Source organism: Photobacterium andalusiense, assembly GCF_900185625.1.
Classification (GTDB): domain Bacteria; phylum Pseudomonadota; class Gammaproteobacteria; order Enterobacterales; family Vibrionaceae; genus Photobacterium; species Photobacterium aquimaris.
On sequence record NZ_FYAJ01000004.1, the window covers coordinates 245,594 to 257,879 of the forward strand.

14 protein-coding genes and 1 riboswitch are annotated in these 12,286 nt (G+C 38.9%); of the genes, 11 read left to right on the plus strand and 3 right to left on the minus strand.

Annotation, left to right across the window (positions count from 1 at the left end; all coding sequences use genetic code 11):
* The first annotated feature begins 120 nt into the window (after positions 1 to 120).
* Together luxO and PAND9192_RS12030 are read left to right on the plus strand one after the other, a co-directional pair.
* Positions 121 to 1,566 carry a quorum-sensing sigma-54 dependent transcriptional regulator LuxO gene (gene luxO, locus PAND9192_RS12025; RefSeq protein WP_087854013.1) on the plus strand — a complete coding sequence of 482 codons (1,446 nt, stop codon included), beginning with the start codon at positions 121 to 123 and terminating at the stop codon, positions 1,564 to 1,566.
* Positions 1,566 to 1,925 (plus strand): Hpt domain-containing protein, encoded by a 360-nt coding sequence (locus PAND9192_RS12030; protein ID WP_087854014.1) that lies wholly within the window; start codon positions 1,566 to 1,568, stop codon positions 1,923 to 1,925. Before luxO ends, PAND9192_RS12030 begins: the two co-directional genes overlap by 1 nt.
* Here the strand turns inward: PAND9192_RS12030 and yvcK are convergent.
* From yvcK to PAND9192_RS12045, 3 genes are all read right to left on the minus strand, one after another.
* Entirely contained in the window at positions 1,887 to 2,783 is an 897-nt protein-coding gene (gene yvcK / locus PAND9192_RS12035; protein ID WP_087854015.1) for a uridine diphosphate-N-acetylglucosamine-binding protein YvcK, read from the minus strand. The genes PAND9192_RS12030 and yvcK overlap by 39 nt on opposite strands.
* Before the next feature lie 111 nt (positions 2,784 to 2,894).
* A complete protein-coding gene (locus PAND9192_RS12040) occupies positions 2,895 to 3,473 on the minus strand; it encodes an LON peptidase substrate-binding domain-containing protein (protein WP_234999135.1) in 579 nt (192 codons plus the stop codon).
* A 194-nt stretch (positions 3,474 to 3,667) separates the two neighbouring features.
* Positions 3,668 to 3,895, minus strand: coding sequence for a hypothetical protein (locus PAND9192_RS12045; protein WP_087854016.1), 228 nt, complete (start codon positions 3,893 to 3,895; stop codon positions 3,668 to 3,670).
* A 184-nt stretch (positions 3,896 to 4,079) separates the two neighbouring features.
* A riboswitch (molybdenum cofactor riboswitch) is annotated at positions 4,080 to 4,253 on the plus strand.
* Between PAND9192_RS12045 and moaA the strand changes: the two genes are divergently transcribed.
* From moaA to PAND9192_RS12090, 9 genes are all read left to right on the plus strand, one after another.
* A complete protein-coding gene (gene moaA / locus PAND9192_RS12050; protein ID WP_087854017.1) occupies positions 4,242 to 5,231 on the plus strand; it encodes a GTP 3',8-cyclase MoaA in 990 nt (329 codons plus the stop codon). (Overlaps the previous riboswitch by 12 nt.)
* Before the next feature lie 91 nt (positions 5,232 to 5,322).
* A complete protein-coding gene (moaC, locus tag PAND9192_RS12055; RefSeq protein WP_087854018.1) occupies positions 5,323 to 5,802 on the plus strand; it encodes a cyclic pyranopterin monophosphate synthase MoaC in 480 nt (159 codons plus the stop codon).
* Entirely contained in the window at positions 5,799 to 6,044 is a 246-nt protein-coding gene (moaD, locus tag PAND9192_RS12060) for a molybdopterin synthase sulfur carrier subunit (protein ID WP_087820860.1), read from the plus strand. The genes moaC and moaD overlap by 4 nt, the downstream gene beginning before the upstream one ends.
* A gap of 1 nt (position 6,045) precedes the next feature.
* Positions 6,046 to 6,492, plus strand: coding sequence for a molybdopterin synthase catalytic subunit MoaE (gene moaE / locus PAND9192_RS12065; protein ID WP_065168176.1), 447 nt, complete (start codon positions 6,046 to 6,048; stop codon positions 6,490 to 6,492).
* 521 nt (positions 6,493 to 7,013) lie between these two features.
* Complete coding sequence (locus tag PAND9192_RS12070) at positions 7,014 to 7,175, plus strand: hypothetical protein (protein ID WP_200817824.1); 162 nt, start codon at positions 7,014 to 7,016, stop codon at positions 7,173 to 7,175.
* A 454-nt stretch (positions 7,176 to 7,629) separates the two neighbouring features.
* Positions 7,630 to 9,261 carry an ABC transporter substrate-binding protein gene (locus tag PAND9192_RS12075; protein WP_087854020.1) on the plus strand — a complete coding sequence of 544 codons (1,632 nt, stop codon included), beginning with the start codon at positions 7,630 to 7,632 and terminating at the stop codon, positions 9,259 to 9,261.
* A 79-nt stretch (positions 9,262 to 9,340) separates the two neighbouring features.
* Positions 9,341 to 10,261, plus strand: a complete 921-nt coding sequence (gene oppB, locus PAND9192_RS12080) for an oligopeptide ABC transporter permease OppB (protein ID WP_087820858.1) — start codon at positions 9,341 to 9,343, stop codon at positions 10,259 to 10,261.
* Positions 10,262 to 10,277: 16 nt separating this feature from the next.
* The gene (gene oppC / locus PAND9192_RS12085) at positions 10,278 to 11,189 is read left to right on the plus strand and encodes an oligopeptide ABC transporter permease OppC (RefSeq protein WP_087854127.1); all 912 of its coding nucleotides are present in this window, start codon (positions 10,278 to 10,280) and stop codon (positions 11,187 to 11,189) included.
* Between the two features lie 132 nt (positions 11,190 to 11,321).
* A complete protein-coding gene (locus PAND9192_RS12090) occupies positions 11,322 to 12,284 on the plus strand; it encodes an ABC transporter ATP-binding protein (RefSeq protein ID WP_087854021.1) in 963 nt (320 codons plus the stop codon).
* The last annotated feature ends 2 nt before the right edge of the window (positions 12,285 to 12,286 follow it).

A 12,286-nucleotide genomic window follows, 5' to 3' on the forward strand; every position in this document is an offset into this window, starting at 1 on the left:
TTTGCAAAATGCGAATCATTATGCGAATCGATCTGGCATAATATAAAAAATACAAATTAGGAACCCAGTTTCTGTTGTATTGATTACAATTAGTTTAAGGGGTTAGTTTTTGGAGGAGCGATGGAAAGGATTACACGACAACACCAAGTCTTAATGGTCGAAGATACTGCGTCAGTAGCTGCCTTATACAAATCTTACCTAAATCCCCTCGGACTCAATGTTAGTATTGTGGGATCAGGTAAAGAAGCACTGAGCTTTATTAAAGATATTATTCCCGATCTAATCTTATTAGATCTTCGCTTGCCTGATATGACTGGCATGGAAGTATTACAGCGAGTTCGACAACAACACGGAAATATTCCAGTTGTGATCATGACAGCTCATGGATCGATCGATATTGCTGTTGATGCGATTCGACAAGGTGCTCAAGACTTTTTAATTAAGCCTTGCGAGGCTGATAGATTACGTATAACAGTAAATAATATATTTAAAGGTGATACCAAATCCTCTGACACTCCTTCTAAGCAATCTGATGGCGCTCAATATCAAGGCTTCATTGGTAATAGCTTACCTATGCAAGCTGTATATCGTGTTATTGAATCTGCTGCATCGAGTAAAGCCACAGTATTTATTACTGGTGAAAGTGGCACTGGTAAAGAAGTATGTGCTGAAGCTATTCATGCTGCTAGCCCAAGACATGATAAACCGTTTATTGCGTTAAACTGTGCAGCTATTCCAAAAGAATTGATTGAAAGTGAATTATTTGGTCATGTAAAAGGAGCATTTACAGGTGCATCAACTGAGCGCCAAGGTGCGGTTGAAATGGCGCATAATGGTACCTTGATGTTAGATGAACTTTGTGAAATGGATTTAGATTTACAGAGTAAGTTGTTGCGTTTTATTCAAACAGGGACCTATCAAAAAGTCGGCTCATCGAAAACATCACGAGTAGACGTACGTTTTGTTTGTGCAACCAATAGAAATCCATGGCAAGAAGTACAAGAAGGGCGCTTTCGAGAGGATCTGTATTATCGTCTGCATGTGATTCCAATTACATTGCCGCCTTTACGTGATCGTGGTAACGATATAGTAGAAATAGCCCATGCACTACTTGGATTAATGTCATTAGAAGAAGGTAAAGATTTTAGCCGTTTCTCTAAAGATGTGTTACAGCTGATTGAGTCATATTCTTGGCCTGGTAACGTTCGTGAGTTGCAAAATATTATTCGTAATATTGTAGTACTAAATACTGGCGAAGAAGTCACTAAAGAAATGGTTCCTCCACCGATAAATGCTATTTTTGGTGCAGAAATTGCATCACCAATGTCAATCTATCCACAGTTGAATACGCTAACGTCTGCAGTGAATACGTCATTTGTTGATGAAGTGCATAAAGATAAAATCGAACCACTTTGGATAGTAGAAAAACGTGCTATTCAATGGGCTATTGATGCTTGTGACGGCAACATACCGCGAGCAGCTGGATTGTTAGAGGTCAGCCCATCGACAATTTATCGTAAATTACAAACTTGGCAAGAAGCTACAGGTAGTCGGGAGATTGATTAATGGCAGCCACTATAAATGCAGAAACATTAAAAAGACTAGCAGATGAAGTCGGTGCAGAAACAGTCGTCATATTACTGAATGTATTTAGTGATGAACTTGAACAGTATTTACAAAAACTATCGAGCCAGCCATCAGTGAATCAAATTGGTGAAATTAGTCACGCGATCAAAAGTAGTGCTGCCAGTTTTGGTGCTGATGATTTAGCATTGATGGCGCAAGAATGTGAATACCGCGTTAGACAAGGGCAAGATGACTGGATGATTGACCATTTACCTCAATTTAGGCAAATGGTCGAAGGAATGGCTGTTGAATATAAACAACTAGCGGGTAGCGATGAGTCTATCAACCGCATGCTTTAGTTTGTTGCGGTCATGACGCCATTCATGATTATTAGAGGCTAAATCAAGTACCATTTGTTGATACTTAGATGCTAGCTGAGGCTGATGTTCGTCAGTAATAATGGTATCAATCACCCTGCCTGCCATTGCGCGTTCGCACCAATGTAACATCGTTTCAAGGCTCATCTCTCCAGCTGGGCCTTTTTCTTTGTCCAAGTTAGTAATAAAGGCGATTTTTGCTTTACTGACTTTTAACGCTTGCTCGATATCACGTAAGAGTAATACCGGCATGATACTGGTTAAAAAGCTACCTGGACCTAAGAGTATAATGTCTGCTTCTATAATTGCATTTACCGCTTCTTTAGTTGCGGGCACAGCAGGTTCTAAATACAGCCGTTTAGGCACTTCTGCCAATTCATCGACACTGGTTTCACCATTAATTATTTTACCGTCATAGGTGATTGCGGCTAAATCAGATGGGTGTTCAGACATCGGAATAATATAAGGCTTAACATGGAGCATATCGCGAATAAGATTAATGGCATCTAAAGGGCGAATACAGAGGTTATCTAACGCGGTTAACATTAAATTACCTAAGTTATGGCCATTCAGTTCGCCATTACCGCGAAAACGGTATTCAAAAATCATCGAGCCAATTGATGGTTCAGTGATTAATTGATTAATACAGTTACGCATATCACCCCACGCAATCCCACCCTGACAAGCACGAATACGACCAGTAGAACCACCGTTATCTGTTGTGGTGACGACACCTGTTACTTGTGAACCATAATCGGCTAGTGAGGATAAAACACGACCTAACCCATGGCCGCCACCAATGGCAACTATACGTGTTGTTGCGATACTCTCTGTAGACATAATATTTGTTCTAATTATTATTTTATGGGTATATTTTAACAAATGTTACGCGTATATGCATTTATTGGTTAATATTCATTTGCATATTAACCAGATAATCGTGGTGTTTAATCAGTGTTGAGTGTAAATCTTACTCATAAGATAATCGCAAGCATGAAGGCAATCAGGGTGGTTGAGTAGGGTTTGTTTTTCTTGGGTTGGTAGCGGTAATATTTCAAGCCAGCGCTGGCATAACCAACTTAAATTATCAAATTCTTGTTGGTGATGTAATTTATCTAAATCAGGGTATTTGTTAAACATTACTTGTAACCGGGTAGATAATAATTGTTGTTCGGTAGTGATCTCTTGTTGAGGCCAGCGCGGTAATTGTTGGCATTTTCCCCATATAATATCATCACTACCTTGCTCAATAGTGGCTATTTTAAAGGGCTCTTGGCCATAAATGTTTAAACTAATTAACGGATTATTTGGTTGATGATTAAAGTCCTCAATCGTGACTCTTGTACCTATATGGTATAATTTTTTATGTGATGATTTATTACTAAACATACAGATACCGATCCCCGATTTTGATAACAAAAGGGCTCTGAGTGTTGTGGTGTGCGTAATTCCTGATAAATAAAGTTCCATTCTCCCTGTGGGAAGAATATGACGTTTCTGGAATAACAAAGGCATAGTGAAAGTAGTCATAGCTGCACTATTTTATGAAGTGTATTCTTTTATAGGCAAGCAAGTCTGATGCCGAAATAACATAAAAGAGTGGTTGAGTAATCAACTGCCTGATTGCAAATAATTAAACAACCATTGCTTTATTATAATCGCCAAAAAATAATAACTAGTTTGCATATAGTGAGTGCAAAATAAAAACCATTATGCCTAATTATCTACTTAGTCTGATCAATCCATGACTGAACACTGTCGGTTGGCAATAATTCTAAGTGGCCGAAATCATCAAAATACCACCCTTTAACTAAGCCTTTATTACGCATTTCGATAAAATTACTAAGTACCTGTTGTGCAGCTGCATGCGCAGAGTCGCTATCAAGGCTTTCTTCTCGTTGCAGATAAAGAGCAATATCATCCAATGTTGCAGATTCGATTATATTGGACATAAATCCTCCATTAGTGACATCAATTTAGGGTTAAATACTTAACTAGTATTGTCGTGTTTCAGCTCGAAAGGTAGAATGTCAGCCTGTTTTTTTCAGTTATTTGTCAATTTTCGAAAAACTCTGATACTTTTAAATAAGAAATGCCGTTGTGTAACATTAATAGTTAATCAACGACTGATGTGCATAACTGCCATAACTCCGAGCTTTTTTCACTAAGTTGCTACGTGCTGTTTGAGTGTTCCATTAAGGAATAACTAATAGTCAATAAGTGATTAACGCCAGTGACATAATGTCACCAGGGTTGGTTTAGAAATGAATCGGCCTCCCGCATTTGGAAAGGTGTTCCGTGGCTAAACAATTAGAAGATAGTTTTCATCGTAAGTTTTACTATTTACGACTCTCAGTTACCGATGTGTGTAACTTCAAATGTACTTATTGCCTACCTGATGGTTACCAACCAGAGGAAAAAAAGAAGCCCTCTTTTTTAACCTTGGATGAAATTCATCGTGTGACGGCAGCTTTTGCAGATTGTGGTACAACCAAAGTGCGTATTACTGGTGGTGAGCCAAGTTTACGTCGTGATTTTACTGATATCATTCGTACCGTAGCGAGCCAACCAGGCATTACAAAAGTGGCGACTACCACTAATGGTTATCGCATGGCAAAGCATGTTCACGAGTGGCGTCAAGCTGGATTGACACATATTAATGTCAGTGTAGATAGCTTAGATCCTAAGATGTTTTACCAAATTACGGGCGAAAATATGTTCCATCAGGTTATGGAAGGTATTGATGCTGCTTTTGATGCAGGTTTTGAACAAGTAAAAATCAACACTGTTTTACTCAAAGATCTTAACTCTCAAGAATTACCTAAGTTTTTAGAATGGATTAAAACCCGTCCGATTCAACTGCGCTTTATTGAGTTAATGCAAACCGGTGAAATGGATAGTCTGTTCAGTAAACACCATGTTTCTGGCGTTAGTATTCGTAATCATCTGATTGCTAACGGGTGGCTATTAAAAGTAAAAAGTAATAATGATGGCCCAGCTCAAGTTTTTTATCACCCTGATTACATTGGCGAAATTGGGTTGATTATGCCATATGAAAAGAATTTTTGTGAAAGCTGTAATCGTCTTCGTGTCTCGGCAAAAGGTAAGCTACATCTGTGCCTCTTTGGTGAAGAAGGCGTTGAATTACGCGATTTATTAGCTGACGATAGCCAGCAACCACAACTTATTGAGCGTATTCAAGCGAGCTTAAATACTAAAGCCGTTAGTCACTTTCTTGATGAAGGTAAAACTGGCATGACGCCAAACCTTGCATCTATTGGTGGCTAGGTTATACGAAGTACGACGATAAATAATACATTAGCTATCAATATATACCTATCGGTAGTGCATAAGTTATTGCTTTTATTGGGAATAAAGAATGAATCAGTTTACCCATATTAATGCTTCAGGTGAAGCTAACATGGTTGATGTATCAACAAAAGTTGAGACAGTACGTGAAGCACGTGCAGAAGCATTTGTGCATATGGCGCCTGAAACCTTGGCATTAATTGTCTCTGGTCAGCACCATAAAGGTGATGTTTTCGCAACAGCGCGCATTGCAGGTATTCAAGCTGCAAAGAAAACCTGGGATTTGATTCCATTATGTCACCCATTACTATTGACTAAAGTAGAAGTTCAATTAGAAGCTATTGTTGCTGAGAATAAAGTACGCATCGAATCTTGCTGTAAGCTAACTGGTAAAACGGGCGTTGAAATGGAAGCGTTAACAGCAGCTTCTGTTGCGGCATTAACGATCTACGATATGTGTAAAGCGGTTCAAAAAGACATGGTCATTAGCCAAGTACGATTACTTGAGAAAACCGGTGGTAAATCTGGACACTTTAAGGTTGAAGCATGATTAAAGTACTATTTTTTGCTCAAATTAAAGAGTTAGTTGGTGTTGATGGGCTTGAGGTTGCAGCAGAATTTGCAACAGCAGATGACTTACGCCAGTCTTTATTATCTCGCGGTGATAAGTGGCAGTTAGCATTAGAGTCGGGTAAATTATTGGTTGCCGTTAATCAAACCATTTGTCGATTAGATACTGCCATTAAAGATGGTGATGAAGTTGCTTTTTTCCCACCAGTCACTGGGGGTTAATATGATTTCAGTCCAACATCAAGATTTTTCAGTTGCAGATGAATATGCCAAGCTTGCTGAAGGTAATGAAGCGGGCGCTGTGGTTACGTTTATTGGTAAAGTGCGTGATTTTAATCAAGGTGATGCAGTTACGGGTTTGTCGTTAGAGCATTATCCGGGCATGACAGAAAAAGCCTTGCAAGAGATTATTGTTCAAGCACGTAGTCGATGGCCATTATTACAAACACGAGTGATCCATCGTGTTGGTGATCTTGAGTTAGGAGATCAAATTGTGTTTGTTGGTGTTACAAGTGCGCATCGTGGTGCTGCATTTGAAGCCTGTGAATTCATTATGGATTATTTGAAAACCCGCGCGCCATTTTGGAAAAAAGAACAAACACCATCGGAAAGCCGGTGGGTCGATGCGCGTGAAACCGATAATTCTGCCGCGGATCGTTGGTCGAAATAAAATTTTGATTTATAAAGAAAAGGAGCTGATTTCAGCTCCTTTTTTTATAGGTAAACATTAACGATAAATACTATTTCTTATTTTTATTCTTATCTCGATTTGCCGTTGTTGTTGGAACATAACTCGTGCGAAAACGGGATGGACTTGGTCGTGAAATGCAGCCTGTGGGTCTCATAATTTACTCTTATTCTCACCGTATGAAATAACAGAGGGATTACTAAGAAATTTAACGTGGTACGGAATATATTTCTTAATGAGTAAATGATAGCGAGCTTATTGGCTTATTTATAGGATCTTTGCCAGCTTATGATGTTGTTCGCTAAAATAATCTATCTGTTACTATTTTAAGATCCTTTTGTTATTAATACGCAAAAATAGTGTCAATAATACGGTGAGATTAAACTTGATGTGCCATATTTATAGAGTGAAGAGCACCAAGAAAGTATTGAGCTGGTATAAGGCCAAGCAGTGAAGTGGTAGTGACGGTCTGCTGGCATCATTTAACAGCGGAGAAGTTGATTATGCATAAACGTATATCTTGTAAAAGAGTGAAGCAGATGATGGCTGATGTTGGCATTAATGATAAAAACCATGATGATGAAGCACAGCTATTACTTGAACAAAAACAACAAGCAGTAAGTGAAAATAAGCAGCTTATTAAACTAGATAGCGAAAATAAGTAAACTTAACTCGATTTATATAAGAAGGCATTACTAAGGTGATGCCTTTTTTTATGTCTAAAATGTAACGTCAATGTTTTATTTGTGTTCTTTGATAGTGTTGTTTAGTAGTTTTATATTCTAGATTCGAATTGATGTACAAATTATAACCGTTAAAAAGCACTTTTAAGCAATTTTTAATAATATTAATGGCTTTAACCTTACTCATTATAGGTTTAAAAATCTATGAATGTGATATTGATCTAGTCAATGTTAGCTGTTGTTAACTAAATGTTTGGTATGAAATGTGTTTTATTTGTCTGTTTGTGGCAAATTAATATAACTCCTGTTAATGTTTTAGACAATTCTTCGGTTTGTTAGCTGTTCTCTAGGATTGAGAGTAACTATTTTGTTATTAATTAAGATGACCTGCTGAGAATGTCATGGATGTTATAAATTGATGTATTGGAGTTAATGCATGTATAAGAATAAAATTACTCAAGCAGTGTTGCTTGGCTTAGGTCTAGTTGTTGCTCTTCCTTCTTTTTCAACTTTTGCAGCACAAGTTCCTGCCGATATTAAATTAGCAGAAAAACAACAATTGGTTCGTGCTAATGGCACTGAGCCTGAATCACTTGATCCACAAAAGGTATCTGGTGTACCTGAATCTAATGTTATTCGCGATTTACTTGAAGGCTTAGTTAACCAAGATGCTGAAGGTAACTTGGTCGCAGGTGTCGCTAAATCGTGGCAAACAACGGATAACAAAACTTGGATTTTCAATCTACGTGATGATGCTAAGTGGTCAAATGGCGATCCAGTAACTGCTGATGACTTTGTTTATACTTGGCGTCGTCTTGCCGATCCAAAAACAGCGTCTCCTTATGCGTCATACCTTGAAATGACCACCATGGCCAACGCCACTGATATTATTGCTGGCAAACAATCACCAGAGACATTAGGTGTTGAAGCGGTTGATCCACATACATTAAAAGTAACACTAGATAAGCCTCTATCGTATTTTGCTGCAATGCTGGTTCATACATCAATGAAGCCAGTAAATAAAAATGCAGTTGAAAAGTTCGGAGATCAATGGACTAAAGTGGGCAATTACGTATCTAACGGTGCCTATCAGCTTGATAACTGGGTTGTGAACGAACGTATTGTATTAATCCGTAATAATAATTACTGGAATAATAAAGAGACGGTTATCAATCAAGTGACATTCTTACCGATTGAAAACCAAGTTGCAGCAATGAACCGTTTTCTTGCTGGTGAAGTTGATATGACGAATGAAATGCCGAATGAGCATTTTAAACGTCTAACAAAAGAATACCCACAAGATGTAAAAGTAACGCCTTACCTATGTTCTTACTATTATGAATTTAATACTGCGCGTAAACCATTTGATAATGGTGACGTGCGTAAAGCGCTATCGTACGCGATTGATCGTGATGTATTAGCTAAATTTATTGTTGGCAAAGGTGAAACCCCTGCTTATAACTTTACCCCGTTATCAACTAACGGGCTTGAAGTAGAAATGCCTGAGTACGCGCAATTAAATCAAAAGCAGCGTTTAGAAAAAGCCAAAGCATTATTAGCGGCTGCCGGGTATAGCAAAGATAATCCACTGACATTTAAAGTGTTATACAACACCTCTGAGAACCATAAAAAGATTGCAGTTGCGATTGCATCAATGTGGAAAAAAAGTTTAGGGGTCGAGGCACAACTTGAAAACCAAGAGTGGAAAAGCTATTTAGACAGTAAGCGTCAAGGTAACTTTGATGTTTCTCGTGCTGGTTGGTGTGGCGATTATAATGAAGCGTCAACCTTCCTAGCCATTATGCGTACCGGTCACTCACAAAACTACCCTAAATACGCCAGTGCTGATTACGACAAAGCCATTGATGACGCAATTCTTGCACCAACAGCGGCTGAACGAGCAGCAGATTATAAACGTGCTGAAGCTAGCTTAGCGAATGATATGCCGATTATGCCTATCTACCATTATGTTAATGCACGTTTGGTTAATCCTCAACTTGGTGGTTACCCAATGAAAAACCCAGAAGACAATATCTACTCAAAAGATATGTACTTCATCGCTAAATAATACGCTTTTCACAATAATAATTAGCTGCCTTCTAACATGAAGGCAGCACTCGCACGCACAGCAAATACGGTAGCTTTATATGATTAAATTCATTGCTAAAAGGATTTTTGAAGCGATACCGACACTTTTGGTATTGATCACCATCTCATTTTTTTTAATGCGCTTCGCCCCCGGTAACCCTTTTACTTCAGATCGTCCTTTACCACCGGAAGTACTCGCTAATATTGAAGCAAAATATGGTTTAGATAAGCCAGTGTTTGAACAATACACCACTTATTTAGGCAATATTGTGCAAGGAGATTTTGGACCATCATTTAAGTATAAAGATTTTACGGTTAACGAATTGGTATCTAAAGCGTTACCTGTTTCCGCTAAAATCGGTTTTTTTGCGTTTATCTTTGCGTTAGTTATGGGCGTGAGTGTCGGCACTATAGCGGCGTTAAAGCAAAACACTTGGCTTGATTACACCATCATGTCAACTGCGATGGCGGGGGTGGTGATGCCATCCTTTATTCTCGCACCAGTATTGATCTATATTTTTGCGATTAATTTGCAATGGCTACCTGCTGGTGGTTGGCAAGACGGATCGCTAAAATTTGTTATTTTGCCGATGCTAGGTATGGCTTTATTGTATGTTGCAACTTTTGCTCGTATTACTCGTGGCAGCATGATTGAAACTTTAAACAGTAACTTCATTCGTACTGCTCGTGCTAAAGGTTTAAGTTACCGCCATATTATTTTAAAGCATGCTTTACGTCCTGCATTATTACCTGTGGTGTCATACATGGGGCCTGCTTTTGTCGGTATTATTACCGGTTCTGTTGTGATTGAAACTATCTTTGGTTTACCTGGTATCGGTAAATTATTTGTCAATGCAGCCTTTAACCGTGATTACTCGCTAGTGCTGGGAATTACGATTTTGATTGGTTCGCTAACCATTATCTTCAATGCCATTGTCGATATTGTATTAGCAATGATCGATCCTAAAATTCGTTATTAAGAGGCTGATAATTATGATTTTAACTAAAAAAGATAATATTGAAGCGCTAGAGAAATTCTCATCAAGCCTTGAAATAGAAGGCCGTAGCTTATGGCAAGATGCGCGCTCACGTTTTTTTCGTAATAAAGCGGCGATGGTGTCGTTAGTTATTTTAGGGTTGATCTCGTTGGCGGTCATTTTTGGTCCTATGGTGAGTCAATATGCGTTCGATGATACTGACTGGTATGCGTTGCATGCAGCGCCATCGCTAGGAGCTGAAGGACACTTTTTTGGTACTGATAGTCTGGGACGTGATCTTTATACGCGTACCTTAATCGGTGGTCGAATCTCACTGATGGTAGGGCTGTTAGGCGCGTTAGTTGCGGTGGTTATTGGCACACTTTATGGCGCGGCATCGGGCTTTATTGGCGGTAAAACCGACCGAGTGATGATGCGTATATTAGAAATTCTATACTCAATTCCATTTATGTTTTTTGTGATTGTGTTAGTGACCTTTTTTGGTCGTAATATCATGCTGATCTTTATTGCTATCGGTGCGATTTCTTGGCTTGATATGGCGCGAATTGTGCGTGGTCAAACATTATCGTTACGCGGTAAAGAATTCATAGAAGCTGCTCATGTATGTGGTGTGAGTCGATGGCGGATCATTACTCGCCATATCGTCCCAAATGTTTTAGGCATCGTAGCGGTGTATTCAACATTACTGGTGCCTGCAATGATTTTAACTGAATCGTTTTTAAGCTTCCTTGGATTAGGTGTACAAGAGCCAATGACGAGTTGGGGAGCATTGTTGCATGAAGGTTCACAAACAATGGAAGTGGCTATTTGGCAGTTATTGTTTCCTGCTGGCTTTATGGTGATTACATTATTTTGTTTTAACTATGTCGGCGATGGTTTACGTGATGCGCTAGATCCAAAAGATAGATAGAAATAAGCCGCGACCCTTCTGTTGCTCATCAAAGTGAAAACAATAGCAGGGTATCGCCAATATCATTCACTTGATAATAAATAATAACCGAAGCGAATGTACGGTGCTTAGCGTTGATAACAAGGAAGTAGTATGAGTTTGTTAGAAGTTAAAGACTTGCGGGTTGAATTCACCACACCAGATGGCAATGTTACAGCGGTTAATGATTTAAATTTTTCGTTAGAACAAGGCCAAACTTTAGGTATTGTTGGTGAATCTGGCTCAGGTAAAAGTCAAACCGTGTTCGCTATTATGGGCTTATTAGCAAAGAACGGCATTATTAGTGGTAGCGCCAAATTTGAAGGGCGTGAGATTTTAAATCTATCAGAAAAAGAACTAAATCGCATTCGTGCTGAACAAATTGCGATGATTTTTCAAGATCCAATGACATCACTCAATCCTTATATGAAAGTCAGTGAACAATTGATGGAAGTGCTGATGTTACATAAAGGGATGAGTCGTGCTCAAGCTTTTGAAGAATCAGTAAAAATGTTGGATGCGGTTAAAATCCCTGAAGCGCGCCAGCGTATGACGATGTATCCGCATGAGTTTTCAGGTGGTATGCGCCAGCGTGTAATGATTGCGATGGCATTATTATGTCGACCAAAATTATTAATTGCAGATGAGCCAACAACGGCACTTGATGTGACTGTACAAGCGCAGATCATGGAATTACTCAATGATCTTAAATCTGATTTTAATACCTCGATCATTATGATCACTCACGATCTTGGTGTGGTTGCGGGTAGTTGTGACAAAGTGCTGGTGATGTACGCCGGACGGACGATGGAATATGGCGATATTAACGATATTTTTTATCGTCCAAGTCATCCTTATACCGAAGGATTGCTACGTGCGATTCCGCGTTTAGATACTGAAGGTGAAGATTTGCCAACAATTCCAGGTAATCCACCTAACTTATTACGCTTGCCTGTAGGTTGCCCATATCAAGAACGTTGCCATCGTGTACTGCCACGCTGTAAACAAGACTCACCGCTATTAATGCCATTTGCACAAGATAGATTACGTGCTTGTTTTGCTGATATGGGAGCATAGTA

Coding starts and splice junctions, on each gene's coding strand:
- PAND9192_RS12030 (WP_087854014.1), top strand. CDS start 1,566: ATGGCAGCCACTATAAATGCAGAAACATTAAAAAGACTAGCAGATGAA.
- PAND9192_RS12090 (WP_087854021.1), top strand. CDS start 11,322: ATGAGTTTGTTAGAAGTTAAAGACTTGCGGGTTGAATTCACCACACCA.
- PAND9192_RS12070 (WP_200817824.1), top strand. CDS start 7,014: ATGCATAAACGTATATCTTGTAAAAGAGTGAAGCAGATGATGGCTGAT.
- PAND9192_RS12045 (WP_087854016.1), bottom strand. CDS start 3,895: ATGTCCAATATAATCGAATCTGCAACATTGGATGATATTGCTCTTTAT.
- luxO (WP_087854013.1), top strand. CDS start 121: ATGGAAAGGATTACACGACAACACCAAGTCTTAATGGTCGAAGATACT.
- oppB (WP_087820858.1), top strand. CDS start 9,341: ATGATTAAATTCATTGCTAAAAGGATTTTTGAAGCGATACCGACACTT.
- PAND9192_RS12075 (WP_087854020.1), top strand. CDS start 7,630: ATGTATAAGAATAAAATTACTCAAGCAGTGTTGCTTGGCTTAGGTCTA.
- moaC (WP_087854018.1), top strand. CDS start 5,323: ATGAATCAGTTTACCCATATTAATGCTTCAGGTGAAGCTAACATGGTT.
- PAND9192_RS12040 (WP_234999135.1), bottom strand. CDS start 3,473: ATGACTACTTTCACTATGCCTTTGTTATTCCAGAAACGTCATATTCTT.
- yvcK (WP_087854015.1), bottom strand. CDS start 2,783: ATGTCTACAGAGAGTATCGCAACAACACGTATAGTTGCCATTGGTGGC.
- moaE (WP_065168176.1), top strand. CDS start 6,046: ATGATTTCAGTCCAACATCAAGATTTTTCAGTTGCAGATGAATATGCC.
- moaD (WP_087820860.1), top strand. CDS start 5,799: ATGATTAAAGTACTATTTTTTGCTCAAATTAAAGAGTTAGTTGGTGTT.